Genomic DNA, 16,048 nt, shown 5'->3' on the forward strand with positions numbered 1-16,048 from the left:
AAGGCCGGGGTGACGGAAGATGTGGGTGCATCTCCCGGTCTGCCCTATCCGATCGCCCTACCCTGGCGGGGGCGGAATTCCCTGAATATCCGGCGCTAGCCGATCATGCCGGTGCCGGCGTGCTTCCAGCGGCGGTAGCCCTCGCCCATCGCCGCCGGCGGCGGGAGCGTCGCCGGGGTCGGCGCGGTGCCGGCGAGACGGTCGATCACCGCGGCGCGGGCGCGGAAGACGCGGCTGCGCACCGTGCCCATCGGCACGCCGAGGCGGATCGCGGCCTCCTCGTAGGACAGGCCCTCCTGTGCGACGAGCACCAGCGCTTCGGCCTGACCCGGGGTGATGCTGTCGAGCGCGGCGTCGAGGTCGGCGAGCATGACGCCCGATTCCTGATCGGCCGGGGTCACCAGCCGGTCGTCGTCGATATCGGGGTTCCACGACACGCTGCGGCCGCCGCGGCGGCGGTCGCTGAGGAACAGGTTGCGCAGGATGCGGAACAGCCAGGCGCGGAAATTGGTGCCCGGCTGGAAGCGGGTGCGCGCCGCCCAGGCGCGCGCCATCGTCTCCTGGACGAGATCGTCGCCGTCACCCTGATCGCGGCTGAGATGGCGGGCGTACCGCCGGAGCGACGGCAGCACCGCGTCGATCGCGGCGACGAAACCGCGTTCGGTGAGCACGTCGGACGGCAGGGCGGCGGTGGTCATGCGGTTCATCACTCGACACGAGACAGACTGGACGGGCGCGGCGACGAACGGTGTCGGCGCGGGCGTCGCGAGCCCATAGAGGCAGGTATCGAACGATTACAATACTGACCGGTTCCTTTTTATTTTGCGGTGCAGCATGCCGGCAACACCGGCGCGTAGAGACGCAGGAAGACGTCGAAGCGCGCGGCGAACGCCTGATCCTCGCACAATCCCTCCAGCGCGACGTCGGGCGCGACGCTGTAGCGCATGCGGTTGACCGGGCCGGCGAGCAGGTCGAACAGCATGTTGACCTTCCCCTCGACATCGCCCGCGTCGAGCAGGCCCTGTGCCTGCGCGGTGGCGATCGCGCTCTTCATCGGCGCCATCAGCATGACGTGCCATTGCTGGCGTCGGCGGGCGAAGGCGGCGTCGGTCAGCGAGGCGTGGTCGATGAAGATCGCCAGCCCGACGTTTTCGGGCTTGAGCATCATGTCGAACATGTGGCGGGCGAAGGTGCGCAGGCTCGCGATCGGTTCGGCGACACTGTCGGCGGTGTCGCGGGCGAAGGCGTGGATCTGGTCCATCTTGTGGCGGATCGCGGCGTCGATCAGCGCGTCCTTGCTGGGAAAGCGGCGGTAGATCGTCTGCTTGGTGACGCCGATGTCCTGCGCCAGCGCATCGATCGACAGCGTCGCATAGCGGGCGTCGCGCATCGCCGCGATCGTACCGTCGAGGATCAGCGCCTCGATCGCCTGCGCCTCCTTGCGGCTCGGCCGGCCGGCGCGACGCTGCACGGCGCCGCCTGCGCCCGCCCGCACCCCGTCATCCGTCGTCACCGTCATCCGCGTGATTCCTGCTCCGTTCGCTCGTCCCGACCGCCGCCACCATGGCCACCGTCCCCGGCGATGTCCACCGCCCGCCCGTTGCCGCGATGGCACACAAGGATTAGGGGGCGGGCTTGCAGGAGACAGGCCAGTGCCAGTGACAGTGACGGCGACGACCGACGCGACCAGAGCCGGCGATCACGTCGCGATCATCGGCGGCGGCTTTTCGGGGACGCTGCTCGCGATCAACCTGATGCGCCACGACGGACCCCGCGCGACGCTGATCGAGCGCCGCCCGGCGCAGATGGCGCGCGGCGTCGCCTATAGCGCGGCGCACGAGGAGCATCTGCTCAACGTCCGCGCCGGCAACATGAGCGCGCTGCCCGACGATCCCGGCCATTTCGTCCGCTGGCTGGAGGGCAAGGCGCTGGGCGATGCCAAGACCTTCGTTTCGCGGCGGATCTATGGCGCCTATCTGCGCGAGATGCTCGACGCGGCGGTGGCGGCGAACCCCGGCCGGCTGGCCCTGGTCGAGGGCGCGGTGGTGGCGCTGGCGCGCGGGGCGGAGGGGGTGACGCTGACGCTCGACACCGGCGCGGCGATCGCCGCCGACGTCGCGGTGCTGGCGATCGGCAACCTGCCGCCGCATACCCCGCCCGGCCTCGACCCGGCGGTGCTGCCGGCGGGCTGCTATCGCGCCGATCCGTGGGCGGGCGACATCACCGAGGGGCTGGGGCCGGACGACACGGTGGTGCTGATCGGCACCGGGCTGACCGCGATCGACGCGGCGCTGCTGCTGGAGGCGGCGGGGTTCGGCGGGCACGTGGTCGCGATCTCGCGGCGCGGGCTGGTGCCGCGGCCGCATGCCGATACGCCGCCGCAGCCGGGCCTCCGCGAGCGACCGGCGGGGACGCTGTCGCGGCTGGTGCGCCATGTCCGGGACCGCGCCGCGACCGTCGGCTGGCGCGCCGCGGTCGACGAGCTGCGGCCGATCACGCAGATGATGTGGGGAGCGGCGGACGCCGCGACGCGGGCGCGGTTCCTGCGCCACCTGCGGCCCTATTGGGACGTGCATCGCCATCGGCTCGCGCCGGCGGTGGCGGCGCGGGTCGACGCTTTGTGTACGGCCGGACGGCTCGGCTTCACCGCGGGCAAGCTGGTCGGGGCGAGTGCGGACGGCAGCGGCGCGCGCTTGTGCTGGCGGTCGCGCGGGTCCGACGATCGGGTCGAGACGCGGGTGGCGCGGATCGTCAATTGCACCGGGCCGCAGGGCGATTTGATGCGCTCCGACGAACCGCTGCTGCGCGACCTGCTCGACCAGGGGCTGATCCGGCCCGACCCGCTGCGGATCGGGCTCGACGTCGATGCGCAGTCGCAGGTGATCGGCCGCGACGGGATCGCCGATCCGCGCCTGTTCTGCATCGGCCCGATGACGCGCGGCGGACTGTGGGAGGTGGTCGCGGTGCCCGACATCCGCCAGCAGAACTGGACGCTCGCGCGGCGGCTGGCCAATGCGCAATGGGTGGGCGGCGAGGGCCTGTAGCCCCCGCCCCCTGCCCTCTACCAGTTGAGGCCGGCGCGCGCGTAGAGATAGCGGCCGTTGAAGCCGAACGGCGAATAGGACGGAAAGCCCAGCACGCCGGTCGAATTGTTCGCCGCGATCGTCCGGTCGGGGTAGACGTCGAAGAGGTTGCTGACGCCGAGCCCGATCTGCGCGCCCTTGGGCGTGGCGTAGCGCAGTTCGAAATCGGTGATCGCGTGCTTGCCGGTGTGGACGTCGCCGCTGACCAGCGTCCCCGGCTGGTTGACGTCGCCGTAATAGGTCACGCGGGCGAGCGCGCCGAGCTGGTCGAGCGACCAGTCGATCTGCCCCGTCACCTTCTCGCCCGGCGTGCCCTGTTCCAGCGTCAGGATGCGGCTGCGCGCGAACAGCGTCGGCGCCGGGTTGAGCGTCGCGGTCGAGGTCGGCACCCGCGTCACGTCGACCTTGTTGACGTTGCCCGCCAGTGTCAGGTCGAAGGCACCGACGGTGTCGGTCGCCAGCCGGTAATGCGCGACCGCGTCGATGCCCTTGGTGGTCGAGGCGAGGCCGTTGATGAAGAAGCGCGCCGCCGCGGCGCCGGTATTGGTCGACGCGAGCAGGCTGGCGATCGCGGTGTTGACCGCCACCGATTGGGCGGCGGAGGTCGTGATATTCTCCGACAGGCCGATCTGGTTGCGGATATGGATGCGATAGGCATCGATCGTCAAGTCGAACCCGCCCGCGCGGATCACCGTGCCGGCCGAGAAATTGGTCGACTTTTCGGGTTCGAGCGGCAGGCCGCCGAGCGCGGTGCCGACGGGGCTGGTCGACGGATAGGTGCCGGTCAGCACCGGCACGCCGTTGGTGACGACCGAGGCGATCTGGGTGAAATATTGCTGCTGGAGCGACGGCGCGCGGAAGCCGGTCGAGGCGGTGCCGCGCAGCGCGAACCACGGCGTGATGTCGTAGCGGGCCGAGGCCTTGCCCGTCGCGGTCGAGCCGAAGTCGGAATAATCCTCGAACCGGCCGGCGAGACCGACGAGGAACTGGTCGGTCACCTGCGCCTCGAGGTCGAGATAGGCGCTACCGTTGCGGCGGCTGCGCTTGGTCTCGTTGAGGGGCGAGAAGCCGCCGAAGCCCTGCGCGCCCGGCGTCGCGTTCGCCGCGGCGCCGGTGACCGTCCCGGTGGCCGGATAGCCATAAGAGGCCTGTTCGCCCGGCGTGATCTTATAGCCCTCGCGTCGCCCCTCGACGCCGAAGGCGACGTTGAGCGACTGGAAGACGTCGAACTTGCGGGTGACGTCGAGGCCGGCGACATATTGGTCGTAGATCGTCGCGCCGTCGTAGAAATTGCGCGGCGTCGTGCTGCCGTACGCATAATTGGCCGAGTTCAGCGTGCGATAGTCGATCTTGTTGCGGCCGTAGCTGAGCGACAGGTCGATATCGAAATTCGACACGGTGCCGCGCAGCCCGACCGCCGAGTTGATGTCGCGGGACTTGGTGTTGATGATCGGCAGGAAGGCGAAGCCCCCCTGATTCGAATAGCCGGCCAGCGTCGTCGCGGCGCTAGTCAGGCGCGGGAAGGCCGCGCTGCGGCTGTCGCGATCCTGATAGCCGCCGAAGGCGTAGAGCTTGAGATTATCGGTCAGCGAGGTGCCGGCGTTGACGAAGCCGGTATATTGCTCGACCTCGGGATCGCCGTAGCGGCCGGTGACGCGGCGCGGCGAGACGCGGGTGTCGATGTCGGCGCGGTTGGTCGGCTGGCGCTTGGTATATTCGCCCGACACGGTGATGAAGCCGTCGTCGCCGAAGCCGATCCCCTGCCACGCCGTGGCGGTGACCGCGTGCTCGCCCTTCACCTCGCGGCGGTTGTTGGCGGTGTCGACCTGCGTGTCGTAGAAGCCGTAGGTGACCGAGCCGCCGCCGCCGCTGCGCGCCTCGCGCAGGCGCAGGTTGATGACGCCGGCGATCGCATCCGAGCCATATTGCGCCGAGGCGCCGTCGCGCAGCACCTCGATCCGGTCGAGCGCGACGGTCGGCACGGTGTTGAGATCGACCGCCGCCGAACCGCGACCGACGCTGCCGTTGGTGTTGACCAGCGACGAGGCATGCGCGCGGATGCCGTTGATCAGCACCAGCGTCTGGTCGGGCGACAGGCCGCGCAGCGTCGCCGGGCGGATCGCGTCGGTGCCGTCGGTCGCCGACGGCCGCGGGAAGTCGATCGACGGTGCGATCGCGGCGAGCGCGCTCGCCAGTTCGGTCGTCCCCTGCCGTTGCAGGCTGGCGCCGCTCAGCACGTCGACCGGCGCGACGCTATCGAGGCGGCTGCGCCCGGCGCTGCGGGTGCCGGTGACGATGATGTCGTCGCCCTCGTTGGGCTGCGCCGCGGCGTCGGCGACGGGCGCAGCCTGCGCCGGTTCGGCGACCGCGGGGGGCTGGTCCTGCTGGGCGGGTGCGGGAGCGGCTTGCGCCGCGAGCGCGGCGGAACTCGCCGCGAGCAGAAGTTCGCTGATAATCGTCACGATCGACCCCCTATACTGGTCCGTATTCGGTGCGCTGTTGCGCGTGCAGCGCAGCATAGCCGAATAAGCCCATGACGACGGGCGAAGAAAAACTTTGCGCCGGGTGAGGCCGGCGCGCAGGGCTATCGCCTTTGGACGTTCCTGCGAGCCCGTCGTCTTCCACTCTCACCCCGTCACCCCGGACTGGTTCCGGGGTCCACCGTGCGGCGAGGAGAAAGGTTCGACACCGTTCTCCTGCGGCACCGTGGACCCCGGAACCAGTCCGGGGTGACGAATTCGATGAGGAAACCGATCGAGTCCCTCACCGCCGCCATATGCGATAGCCCCCGTAATACGCCGCATTCACCCCGGCGAAGGCCGGGGTACGGTCCCGATACGCCTCGCATCACCGCCGACGCGGCGTGTCCATGGGTCCCGGCGTTCGCCGGGATGACGATCTCTCCCGAGTGCGAAGGCGATCCCCGTCAGCGCGGCCACGACGTGATCGGGTTTCGCGCAGAGGCGCAGAGACGCAGAGATGTTGCGTTCGACCTCGCGACGTTGCGCCCCGCGCGCCGTAGAGATCGCGGGTGAGATTGCCTCACGCGCTACTCCTCCGCGTCTCCGCGCCTCTGCGCGAAACATTCCTTCTTCGAACGATCGGCGGCGATCCGGCGGGCGAGGCAAGGCAAGGCAGCAGATCTTCACCCGCGTCCGCATCTCAGCCCCCCACCGCTCACCCGCGCGCCAGACGCTCGTAGAAGCCGCCGAACGCGCCGTCGGTGGTGACCAGATGCACCTCGATGATCCAGTGGCGCCGCCGTCCGAAGGCGTCGGGATCGCTCAGCGGCAACGGATTGGCCGGGCTGATATGATGCGCCTGCCGCTCGCCGGGCAGCCGCGCGTGCGGGAATTCGGCGACGATATGCCCGGCGATCCGCCCGCCGAAGCGATAGCCCGCCGCCGCCGCGCCGGCGCAGGCATATGCGTAGAGCGCCGCGCCGGTGATGTCCGGCTCCGCCGCCAGCCGCTGCGCGATCGCGGCGAACTGGCGCGGCAGTTCGGCGACGAGCGCCTGCTTGGCGGGATCGTCGCCGACCGCATAGCTCTGCCCGACATCCGCCTCCCAGGTGCCGAACACCGGGCCGAGATCGACGAAGACGATATCGTCCGGCTGCACCGTCACGATCGGCGGATTGTCCGCGGCGATCGCCAGCGTGTTCGGTCCGGCGCGGACGATGCGCTTGTGCCAGTCGCGCTCGACTCCGAACGCGTCGCGCGCGATGCCGCGGATGTCCTGCTCGATCTCGCGCTCGCTGCGTCCCGGCCGGATCAGCCCGCGCGCCTCGATCATCTCGAGCAGCGCCAGCGCCCGGTCCTCCGCCGCCAGCAACGCGGCGAGGCGCGCGTCCTCGGCTTCATTCATCTCGGCCATCGCTTCACCCCCCAGTCAAAAATCCGGACCCGGCCTATCGCCCGGCGCATCGCTCGCCGCGATCATGCCGATCGATGCGGTCATCACCATCGCGATCGCCCCCCATTGCGCCGGCGTCAGCGTCTCGCCGAGCAGCGCCACGCCCGCCACCGCCCCCACCGCCGGCTCCAGGCTCAGCAGCACGCCGAGGCTGTGCGCCGGAATGTGTTTGAGCGCGATCATCTCCAGCGAATAGGGGATGGCGCTCGACAGCAGCGCTGCGATCAGCCCCAGCCCGAGCCACGCCGGGGTGAGCAGCGCCGTCCCCGCCTGCGCGACGCCGATCGGCACGACCAGCAGCGCCGCGCTCGCCATGCCGAACGCCACCGCCTGTCCCGCGGGCAGATGCGCGGTCCGCTTGCCGAAGACGATGTAGCACGCCCAGCCGGTCGCCGCGCCGAGTGCGAACAGGATGCCGACCGGATCGAGCGCCTGCGTGCCGACGCGCAGCGGCAGCAGCAACGCCAGCCCCGCGACCGCCAGCGCCGCCATCGCGACATGCACCGCCCGCCGCGCGTGAAACAGCGATACCGCCAGCGGCCCGAGAAATTCGATCGCGATCGTCGGGCCGAGCGGCAGCGTGCGCAAAGCCATGTAGAAGCACAGGTTCATCGATCCGAGCGCGACGCCGTAGCGGACGATCCGCGCCGCATCCGCCCGCGCGAGTCCGAATCGCCACGGCCGCACCACCACGAGCAGGACGATCGCCGAAAAGCCGACGCGATACGCACTCGTCCCCTCGGCGCCGACCAGCGGGAACAGCCGCTTGGCGAAGGACGTGCCGACGCAGAAGGTCATGATCGACGTGATGAGCGCCGCATAGGGCAGCAGGCGGTGCCCCGCGCCGGGTGGGTATCGGGTCTCCATAGCGACCTTCTAGCGGCGGTCGGGCGACGGCGGTCGCCCTAATCTGGCATCGCGCGGCGGATCGCGGCATAATCTGACCGATCATGACCGAAACCGTCGCCCTCGATCCCTTCGACCATCGGCTGCTCGACCTCGTCCGGCGCGACAATCTGCTGCCGGCGCGGGCGCTCGCCGACCGCGTCGGGCTATCCGAAAGCGCCGTCCTGCGGCGGCTGCGACGGCTGCGCAGCACCGGGGTGATCGTCGCCGATGTCGCGGTGATCGATCCCGCCCGGCTCACCCCGTCGATCACGATCCACGTCTTGGTCCAGCTCCACCAGAGCAACCTGCGCACCGAAACCGCCTTCGCGCAGCGGATGCAGGCGCGATCCGAGGTGATCGGCGCCTGGAACGTCACCGGCCGCACCGACTTCCTGCTGATCGTCGCGGTGCCGACGATCGCGGCCTACCAGCATTTCGCCGATACGATGCTGGCGGCGGACGACGCCGTGCTGCAGTTCGAGACGTTGGTCACGCTGCGCGAGATCGTCCGCTACGACCCGGCGCGCGGCCGGCCACTGCTCTGACGGGTCAGGCGCCGCGCAGCGACCAGGCCAGCCACAGCCAGCCGCCGATCAGCAGCGCTCCCCCGATCGGCGTGATCGCGCCGAACCAGCGCGGCGCGCCCAGCGCCATCAGATACAGCGTCCCCGCGAAGATCGCGCCGCCGACGACGAACAGCCACGCCGGCCCGCGCGCCTCGACGCGCAACGCGACCAGCGCGGCGATGGCGTGGATCATCTGATACTGACCGCCGGTTTTCAGCCAATCGACCGCCGGACCGTTCGCCCAATGTGCGCCGGATGCCCCAGCCGCCACCGCGATGGCGCCCGACAGCGCCGCCAGTATCGCCACGATCATCGCGGATCATTCCCCCATGGCTGTTGCTCGGCGACCATCGACCGCGCCGCGCGGATATCCCCCGCCTCGATCTGGATGCGCAGCCGTTCCTTGTCGCGCGCACGATAGGCCTCCTCGGCACGATCGATCTCGGCGCCGGCGATGCCGAGGTCGCGCATCGCGACGCGCGCCATCTTCACCGCCGATTCGAGCACCTCGCGCACGACGAACACGCCCGAGGACTTCTTGAGCTTGACCAGCGCGCGCCGGTCGAACGCGCGGACGTAGATGGCGGCATCGGGGAACGCCTCGTGCACTCCCTCCAGCGTATCGGGCTCGATCTGGTCGCCGTCGATGCAGAACAGGATCAGCTCCGCCTCCGCCGCGCCGGCCTGGCGCAGCAGGTCGAGCCGCGTGCCGTCGCCGTAATAGACCTTGGCGCCGAATTCGCCGGCGATGTCGATCATCTCGATATCGCGGTCGATCAGCGTCACCGGGATCTTCTGCGCGAGCAGCATCTGCCCCACCGTCTGGCCGAACCGGCCATAGCCGACGATGATCGCATTGGCGCCGTCGGCCTTGGGCCCGTCGCGCGCCTGGTCCTTGGCGACCGGCTCCTCGCGAAAGCGGCGGGTGGCGCCCATCAGGAACGGCGTCGTCGCCATCGACACGGTGATGATCGCGCCGAACAGGCTCGCCGCCTCGGGCGCGACGAGCAGGCCCTGCTGCGCCTGCGCGAACAGCACGAAGCCGAACTCGCCGCCCTGGCTGAGCAGCACGCCGAGCGCCAGCGCGCTGCGCCACGTCATCCTGAAGGCGAGGCCGATCCCCATGATGACCGCGGTCTTGGTCGCGATCAGCGCCAGCGCCATGCTCGCCACGAACAGCGGCCGTTCGGAAATCGCATGCAGGTCGAGCATCATGCCGACCGCGAGGAAGAACAGGCCGAGCAGGATCGAGCGGAACGGCTCGACATCCGCCTCCAGCTCGTGCCGGTACGGGCTGTCGGCGAGCATCACGCCGGCGATGAACGCGCCCAATGCGGTCGACAGCCCCAGCGCCTCCATCACCGCCGCGCTGGCGATGACGGTGAACAGCGCGGCGAAGACGAACATCTCGCGCTCGCCGAGATTGCCGATCAGCCGGAACAGCGGCCGCAGCACGAACCGGCCGACGAGGATCAGCCCGGCCACCGCGCCCACGGTATAAAGTGCGAGCAGCCAGCCCGGCGGTCCGCCGGCATCGGCGGGGTTGCGGCTCATCGCCGCGACGATCGTGATCAGCGGCACGATCGACAGGTCCTGGAACAGCAGGATCGAGAATGCCCGCTCGCCGAACGGCGTGCGCAACCGCCCCGACGATTGCAGCAGCGGCAGCACCTGCGCGGTCGACGACAGCGCCAAGGGCAGCCCCAGCGCCAGCGCCGCGGTCGGCGAGAAATGCGCGGCGCCCCAGACGACCGCGGTGATCGCCAGCCCGCACACCACCACCTGGATCAGCCCGAGCCCGAAGATCTCCTGCTTCATCCGCCACAGCCGCGTCGGATTGAGTTCCAGCCCGACGATGAACAGCAGCAAGGTGATGCCGAGCTCGGCGACCCCGATCTTCGCCTCGGCATCGCCGACGAGGCCGAGCAGATGCGGCCCGACCACCGCGCCGGCGACGAGGAAGCCCAGCGTCGCACCCAGGCCGAGCCGCCGGAACAGCAATACGAAGCCCAGCCCGAACCCCAGCAGGATCACCCCGTCGCGCAGCATCGACGCGCCGGCCGCCGCCTCATGCATCGGCATGCGCCTCGCGCGCCGCGAAGGCCGCCTCGGCCGCCGCCTCGAACGCCAGCCGGATCGACGGATGCCGCGCGGTATAATCGAGCGCCGGCGCGAACACGTCGAGCCCCGGCCAGTCGGGCATGTCGCCCTCGCGCGCCAGCCAGGCGGTCAGCGCATCGCGTGCCGCCGCCAGCTCTTCCGGCGTCTTGCCGAGGATGTCGCGCGCGAGCAGCGACGCGGACGCCTGCCCCAGCGCGCAGGCGCGCACCAGCAGCCCGACCTCGCTCACTCGCCCGTCGTCGCCGACGCCGACGTCCACCGTCACCCGGCTGCCGCAGATCGGCGAGCGCTTCTCCGCGGTAGCCTGCGCATGGTCGAGCCGCGCATGATGCGGGATCGACGCCGCGAGCCGCAGGATCTCGGCATTGTAGAGGGGCGCATTCATCGTGAACTGCTCGCATTGTCGGAGGCTTCGGACCGGAGGCTCTGGCGCGCGCCGAACACCGGCAGGCCGCGCCGCCGCCGGTCGACGAAATCGGCGATCCCCGCGCTGGTCGCGTTGAGCAGGTTGTAGCAGCGCGACTGCGTCATCCAGTCGGGCCGCTGCGCCGGGCCGCCGCGCGCGGTATCGACCAGCAGCGCCGCGACGAGGAAGCCGAGGCTGGCGATGATCAGCCCCTTGAGCGCGCCGAAGCCGAAGCCGAGTGCGCGGTCGACGGGGCCCAGGATCGACTGGCGGGTACGCTTGCCGATCGCATTGGCGACGAGCTTGCCGCCGACATAGGTGCCGCCGGCGATCACCACGAACGCCGCCACCGCCGCGCCCGACGCGGTGCCGATCGTGCCCGCCAGCTTGGCGGCAAGCGCGACATGGAACAGCTTGAGCATCGCGACGATCGCCACCCAGGCGAACAGCGACAGCACTTCGGTGACGAAGCCACGCTTGAGCCCGAGCAGCGCCGCGCCCAGCACGGCGACGAGTACGATGATGTCGAGAGCGGTCAGCGCCATGCCCAAGGGAATAGGGATGCGCGGGCGGGGGCGCTAGTCCTTGGTGGTCGTGGACCGCCCTTCCCCCTTGCTGTCAGCCCGCCCCCGACTTCGTCATCCCGGCGAAAAGACAAGTTCAGGATCGATCGACATTCAGCGTCCAGCAGAATTCCTCCCCCGCCAGGGCAGGGCTACCGCATATGGCTGCGGTGATGAGGCTCGATCGGTTTCCTTATCAGATTCGTCACCCCGGACCCGTTCCGGGGTCCACCGGGCCGCGAGAGAATGGTTCCGGATCAAGCCTTTCTCCTCGCCGCAGGGTGGACCCCGGAACAAGTCCGGGGTGACGGGGTGGGCTTGGACGACGACAGGCACGCACGAGCGTCCATATGCGATAACCCTGCGCTGGCGGGGGAGGAATTCACCAGGCTCCTCAATGTCGATTGGCTTGAGGACGAAGCGGCAGCCCCTCCGTCACCGCCCCAGCATATGATCCACGAACTCGCCCAGCGTCCGGAACCCCGTCATCCGCAGCGTGCTCTCCTCCTTCGCCACCGCCGCCGGCACCAGCGCGCGCTCGAACCCCAACTTGCCCGCCTCCTTCAGCCGCAGCGCGCCATGCGCCACCGGCCGGATCTCGCCCGACAGCGCGACCTCGCCGAACGCGACCGCGTCGATCGCCACCGGCCGCTCGGACAGCGCCGAGACCAGCGCCGCCGCCACCGCCATGTCCGCCGCCGGGTCCTGCACGCGATAGCCGCCGGCGATGTTCAGATAGACCTCGGCATTGGAGAAGCTCAGCCCGCAGCGCGCCTCGAGCACCGCGAGGATCATCGCCAGCCGCCCGCTGTCCCAGCCGACCACCGCGCGGCGCGGCGTCGCGCCGCTCGCCAGCCGCACCACCAGCGCCTGGATCTCGACCAGCACCGGCCGCGTCCCCTCCAGCGCGGGGAACACCGTCGTCCCCGTCACCCCCTCGTCGCGTTGCGTCAGGAACAGCGCGGAGGGATTTGAGACCTCCGCCAGCCCCTCGCTCTGCATCGCGAACACGCCGATCTCGTCGGTCCCGCCGAAGCGGTTCTTGATCGCGCGCAGGATGCGATATTGGTGGCTGCGCTCGCCCTCGAAGGCGAGCACGGTGTCGACCATATGTTCGAGCACGCGCGGGCCGGCGATCGACCCGTCCTTGGTGACGTGGCCGACCAGCACCAGCGCGGTGCCGCGCTCCTTGGCGAAGCGGATCAGCTCCTGCGACGAGGCGCGCACCTGGCTCACCGTGCCGGGCGCGCCCTCGATCAGGTCGGAATGCATCGTCTGGATCGAATCGATCACCAGCAAGGCCGGCGGCGGCCCCATCGACAGCGTCGTCAGGATATCGCGCGTCGAGGTCGCCGCGGCGAGCTGTACCGGCGCATGGCCGATGCCCAGCCGCCGCGCGCGCAGCCGCACCTGATCGGTCGCCTCCTCGCCCGAGACATAGGCGACGCTCTTGCCGGCGAGCGCCAGCTTGGCGGCGGCCTGCAGCAGCAGCGTCGACTTGCCGATGCCGGGATCGCCGCCGATCAGCGTCGCCGACCCCTCGACGAAGCCGCCGCCGAGTGCGCGATCGAGTTCGGCGATGCCCGTCGCCATCCGCTCGGGCAGGACGATATCGGCGTCGAGCCCGACCAGTTCGAACGATCGCCCGCCGGTGCGCAGGTCGTGCTTGGCCTGGAACGGCGTGACCACCGCGCTCGCCTCTTCGACCAGCGTGTTCCACTCGGAGCAATCGGCACATTGTCCCGCCCAGCGATGCGACACCGATCCGCACGCCTGGCACACATATCGTTTCTGCGGTTTCGCCATGCCGCGCGATATAGGCAAAAGAGAACGGGAAGGGAACAGATTTCGGGTCGGGCCATGCGGACACCGGTGGGAGGAACGAGCCCAAGTCTTCACCCGCCAGGGGAAGGCTATGTTATATGGACGCTCGTGCGGGCCGGTCGTCTTCCATGCTTGTTCCGTCACCCCGGACTTGTTCCGGGGTCCACCCTGCGGCGAGGAGAAAGGCTTGATTCGACACCGTTCCCCTGCGGCTCGGTGGACCCCGGAACCAGTCCGGGGTGACGATTTAGATGAGGAAACCGATCGAACCTCATCACCGCAATCATATGCGATACCCCTCCCCGCAAGGGGGAGGATTTGGGGGCGGTCATGCGGCGCACTCGAGATCACCCCGGAATCGCCAACCCCCGCTGCACCGCCGGCCGCGCCAGCCCGCGTGCGAGCCACGCCGCCACGTTCGCGAACCGCTCGAACCCGACCAGCTCGCCCGCGTCGTAGAAACCGACCAAAGCATTCACCCAGCCGAGATGCGCGATGTCCGCCACCGAATAGTCCGCCCCCAGCAGCCAGTCCCTGCCCGCCAGCGCTGCGTCGAGCACCCCCAGCAACCGCACCACCTCGGCGACGTAGCGATCGCGCGGCCGTTTGTCCTCGAAGTCGCGTCCGGCGAATTTGTGGAAGAAGCCGAGCTGCCCGAACATCGGGCCGACGCCGCCCATCTGGAACATCAGCCACTGGATCGCCTGCCACCGCCCGGCCGGGTCGGCCGGCAGGAACCGTCCGCTCTTCTCCGCCAGATAGAGCAGGATCGCACCGCTTTCGAACAGGCCGAACGGCGCTCCGCCCGGTCCGTCGGGATCGATGATCGCCGGAATCTTGCCATTGGGGTTGAGCGAGACGAACGCCGCCGACTTCTGCTCGTCCTGGCCGAAGTCGATCCGGTGCGCCTCGTACGGCAGCCCCGTCTCCTCCAGCATGATCGACACTTTGACGCCGTTGGGCGTCGGCAGCGAATAGAGCTGGATGCGCTCGGGATGCTGCGCCGGCCAGCGCTGCGTGATCGGAAAGGCGGACAGATCGGTCATCGGCGACACCCTTGGCTGTTGAACCGCCGACATAGTCACGCCGCAATCGCGCCGCTATGGCCGGCGGCAGCATGCAACCCTCCGATCTTCGTGTCGCGCTGTTCAGCGGCAATTACAATTACACGCGCGATGGTGCCAATCAGGCGCTGAACCTGCTCGTCGCCCATCTGCTGGCGCAGGGCGTCACGGTCCGCATCTATTCGCCGACGATCGATCCGCCCGCCTTCCCGCCGACCGGCGACCTCGTCTCGGTGCCGGCGATCCCGATGCCGGGCGGCCGCGCCGAATATCTGCTCGGCCGCTATCTGCCCGCGAAAACCCGCGCCGACCTCGAAGCCTTCGCCCCCAATCTCGTCCACGTCTCCGCGCCCGACCTGCTCAACCATGGCGCGGTGAGCTGGGCGCGGCGCAACGGCATCCCCAGCCTCGCCTCCTTCCACACCCGGTTCGAGACCTATTTCCGTTATTACCGGATCGGCTTCGTCGAACCGTGGATCAAGGCGCTGATGCGACGCTTCTACAATCGCGTCGACCGGGTGATGCCGCCGAGCCCCAGCATGGGCGCGCTGCTGCGCGAATGGGGGGTGACGACGCCGATCACGATCTGGTCGCGCGGCATCGACCACGATCGCTTCGTGCCCGAACGGCGCAGCCTCGCCTGGCGGCGCGCGCTCGGCATCGGCGACGACGAGATCGCGGTCGGTTTCCTCGGCCGGCTGGTCAAGGAAAAGGGGCTCGACGTCTTCGCGGAGGTGATCAAGGACCTCACCCGCCGCGGCGTGCCGCACAAGGTGCTGGTGATCGGCAAGGGGCCGGCGCAGGACTGGTTCGCGCAGCAGGCGCCGGGCGCGATCTTCGCCGGCTTCCAGTCGGGCGACGACCTCGGCCGCGCGGTCGCATCGATGGACGTGTTCTTCAATCCCTCGGTGACCGAGACGTTCGGCAACGTCACCACCGAGGCGATGGCCGCCGGCGTGCCGGTGGTGGCGGCGCGGGCGACGGGCGCGGTCGATCTCGTCGAGCATGGCGTGACCGGATTTCTGGTCGAGCCGACCGATATCGCCGGCTATGCGGATGCGATCGAGCGGATCGTCACCGAACCGGGGCTCAAGGCGCGAATGGGCGCAGCCGGTCTGGCGCGGGCCGCGACCTACCGTTGGGACACCGCCAACCAGACCGTGCTCGACACCTATCTGGAACTGGTCGGCCGCTAAGGTTTCCCACCGCCCGGGGGATGGCAGTGAGGATCGAGCCGCTTCCACATTCTCTCCGTCACCCCGGACTGGTTCCGGGGTCCACCGGACTGCAAGAGGATGGTCTCACCTCAAGCCGCTCTCCTCGCCGCGGGGTGGACCCCGGAACCAGTCCGGGGTGACGGGGGGTGATTTGGCGAGCGACTGACTCACTTGCAGGTCCATATGCGGCGTCCCCCTTGCGGGGCAGGGCTACCGCATATGGCCGTCTGAATGGTTCGGATGACGGTCCAAAACCCGCTCCGTCACCCCGGGCTCCACCCGGGGTCCCGCTTCTTCCGACGACACGAAGAAGCGGGATGCCGGATCAGGTCCGGCATGACGTGGATATAACGGTCATCGCAATACCCCGATCGACGACATCTGGTCCCCCTCCCCCTTGC

Annotated in this window: 14 protein-coding genes; 3 read left to right on the plus strand and 11 right to left on the minus strand. The window is 69.6% G+C overall.

Annotated elements, in window-relative coordinates; all coding sequences use genetic code 11:
- Nucleotides 1-95: 95 nt before the first annotated feature.
- Together FFS23_RS07370 and FFS23_RS07375 are read right to left on the minus strand one after the other, a co-directional pair.
- Nucleotides 96-698 (minus strand): RNA polymerase sigma factor, encoded by a 603-nt coding sequence (locus FFS23_RS07370; RefSeq protein WP_169742512.1) that lies wholly within the window; start codon nt 696-698, stop codon nt 96-98.
- A 119-nt stretch (nt 699-817) separates the two neighbouring features.
- A complete protein-coding gene (locus FFS23_RS07375; RefSeq protein ID WP_081974294.1) occupies nt 818-1,519 on the minus strand; it encodes a TetR/AcrR family transcriptional regulator in 702 nt (233 codons plus the stop codon).
- A gap of 133 nt (nt 1,520-1,652) precedes the next feature.
- On the opposite strand from FFS23_RS07375, the gene FFS23_RS07380 reads away from it, so the two are divergent.
- Complete coding sequence (locus FFS23_RS07380) at nt 1,653-3,044, plus strand: FAD/NAD(P)-binding protein (RefSeq protein WP_137898078.1); 1,392 nt, start codon at nt 1,653-1,655, stop codon at nt 3,042-3,044.
- Nucleotides 3,045-3,061: 17 nt separating this feature from the next.
- Here FFS23_RS07380 and FFS23_RS07385 read toward each other — a convergent pair whose 3' ends face one another.
- The 3 genes from FFS23_RS07385 to FFS23_RS07395 all read right to left on the minus strand — a co-directional run bounded on the left by FFS23_RS07385 (nt 3,062) and on the right by FFS23_RS07395 (nt 7,865).
- Nucleotides 3,062-5,545 (minus strand): TonB-dependent receptor plug domain-containing protein, encoded by a 2,484-nt coding sequence (locus FFS23_RS07385; RefSeq protein WP_137898079.1) that lies wholly within the window; start codon nt 5,543-5,545, stop codon nt 3,062-3,064.
- A gap of 715 nt (nt 5,546-6,260) precedes the next feature.
- Entirely contained in the window at nt 6,261-6,959 is a 699-nt protein-coding gene (locus tag FFS23_RS07390; protein ID WP_212742925.1) for a M24 family metallopeptidase, read from the minus strand.
- A 15-nt stretch (nt 6,960-6,974) separates the two neighbouring features.
- Nucleotides 6,975-7,865 (minus strand): EamA family transporter, encoded by an 891-nt coding sequence (locus FFS23_RS07395; protein ID WP_137898080.1) that lies wholly within the window; start codon nt 7,863-7,865, stop codon nt 6,975-6,977.
- Nucleotides 7,866-7,948: 83 nt separating this feature from the next.
- Between FFS23_RS07395 and FFS23_RS07400 the strand changes: the two genes are divergently transcribed.
- Entirely contained in the window at nt 7,949-8,431 is a 483-nt protein-coding gene (locus FFS23_RS07400; protein WP_137898081.1) for an Lrp/AsnC family transcriptional regulator, read from the plus strand.
- Nucleotides 8,432-8,435: 4 nt separating this feature from the next.
- Here FFS23_RS07400 and FFS23_RS07405 read toward each other — a convergent pair whose 3' ends face one another.
- The 6 genes from FFS23_RS07405 to FFS23_RS07430 all read right to left on the minus strand — a co-directional run bounded on the left by FFS23_RS07405 (nt 8,436) and on the right by FFS23_RS07430 (nt 14,412).
- The gene (locus FFS23_RS07405) at nt 8,436-8,765 is read right to left on the minus strand and encodes a DUF423 domain-containing protein (RefSeq protein ID WP_137898082.1); all 330 of its coding nucleotides are present in this window, start codon (nt 8,763-8,765) and stop codon (nt 8,436-8,438) included.
- Nucleotides 8,762-10,528 (minus strand): cation:proton antiporter domain-containing protein, encoded by a 1,767-nt coding sequence (locus FFS23_RS07410; protein ID WP_137898083.1) that lies wholly within the window; start codon nt 10,526-10,528, stop codon nt 8,762-8,764. The genes FFS23_RS07405 and FFS23_RS07410 overlap by 4 nt, the downstream gene beginning before the upstream one ends.
- Nucleotides 10,521-10,958 (minus strand): iron-sulfur cluster assembly scaffold protein, encoded by a 438-nt coding sequence (locus FFS23_RS07415; RefSeq protein WP_038658722.1) that lies wholly within the window; start codon nt 10,956-10,958, stop codon nt 10,521-10,523. The genes FFS23_RS07410 and FFS23_RS07415 overlap by 8 nt, the downstream gene beginning before the upstream one ends.
- Complete coding sequence (locus FFS23_RS07420) at nt 10,955-11,524, minus strand: CvpA family protein (RefSeq protein WP_137898084.1); 570 nt, start codon at nt 11,522-11,524, stop codon at nt 10,955-10,957. The genes FFS23_RS07415 and FFS23_RS07420 overlap by 4 nt, the downstream gene beginning before the upstream one ends.
- Nucleotides 11,525-11,977: 453 nt before the next feature.
- A complete protein-coding gene (radA, locus tag FFS23_RS07425; RefSeq protein WP_038658717.1) occupies nt 11,978-13,348 on the minus strand; it encodes a DNA repair protein RadA in 1,371 nt (456 codons plus the stop codon).
- A gap of 365 nt (nt 13,349-13,713) precedes the next feature.
- Entirely contained in the window at nt 13,714-14,412 is a 699-nt protein-coding gene (locus tag FFS23_RS07430; protein WP_137898085.1) for a glutathione S-transferase N-terminal domain-containing protein, read from the minus strand.
- A gap of 71 nt (nt 14,413-14,483) precedes the next feature.
- Here FFS23_RS07430 and FFS23_RS07435 point away from each other — a divergent pair, with 71 nt between their 5' ends.
- Nucleotides 14,484-15,626, plus strand: a complete 1,143-nt coding sequence (locus FFS23_RS07435) for a glycosyltransferase family 4 protein (protein ID WP_171009404.1) — start codon at nt 14,484-14,486, stop codon at nt 15,624-15,626.
- The last annotated feature ends 422 nt before the right edge of the window (nt 15,627-16,048 follow it).

It is taken from the genome of Sphingomonas sp. 2SG, assembly GCF_005503285.1.
Taxonomy (GTDB): domain Bacteria; phylum Pseudomonadota; class Alphaproteobacteria; order Sphingomonadales; family Sphingomonadaceae; genus Sphingomonas; species Sphingomonas taxi.

Excerpts from the sequence above, each read along its gene's own strand:
- FFS23_RS07370 (WP_169742512.1), bottom strand. The coding sequence starts at position 698 with ATGACCACCGCCGCCCTGCCGTCCGACGTGCTCACCGAACGCGGTTTC.
- FFS23_RS07375 (WP_081974294.1), bottom strand. The coding sequence starts at position 1,519 with ATGACGGTGACGACGGATGACGGGGTGCGGGCGGGCGCAGGCGGCGCC.
- FFS23_RS07390 (WP_212742925.1), bottom strand. The coding sequence starts at position 6,959 with ATGGCCGAGATGAATGAAGCCGAGGACGCGCGCCTCGCCGCGTTGCTG.
- FFS23_RS07395 (WP_137898080.1), bottom strand. The coding sequence starts at position 7,865 with ATGGAGACCCGATACCCACCCGGCGCGGGGCACCGCCTGCTGCCCTAT.
- FFS23_RS07400 (WP_137898081.1), top strand. The coding sequence starts at position 7,949 with ATGACCGAAACCGTCGCCCTCGATCCCTTCGACCATCGGCTGCTCGAC.
- FFS23_RS07405 (WP_137898082.1), bottom strand. The coding sequence starts at position 8,765 with ATGATCGTGGCGATACTGGCGGCGCTGTCGGGCGCCATCGCGGTGGCG.
- FFS23_RS07410 (WP_137898083.1), bottom strand. The coding sequence starts at position 10,528 with ATGCATGAGGCGGCGGCCGGCGCGTCGATGCTGCGCGACGGGGTGATC.
- FFS23_RS07415 (WP_038658722.1), bottom strand. The coding sequence starts at position 10,958 with ATGAATGCGCCCCTCTACAATGCCGAGATCCTGCGGCTCGCGGCGTCG.
- FFS23_RS07420 (WP_137898084.1), bottom strand. The coding sequence starts at position 11,524 with ATGGCGCTGACCGCTCTCGACATCATCGTACTCGTCGCCGTGCTGGGC.
- radA (WP_038658717.1), bottom strand. The coding sequence starts at position 13,348 with ATGGCGAAACCGCAGAAACGATATGTGTGCCAGGCGTGCGGATCGGTG.
- FFS23_RS07430 (WP_137898085.1), bottom strand. The coding sequence starts at position 14,412 with ATGACCGATCTGTCCGCCTTTCCGATCACGCAGCGCTGGCCGGCGCAG.
- FFS23_RS07435 (WP_171009404.1), top strand. The coding sequence starts at position 14,484 with ATGCAACCCTCCGATCTTCGTGTCGCGCTGTTCAGCGGCAATTACAAT.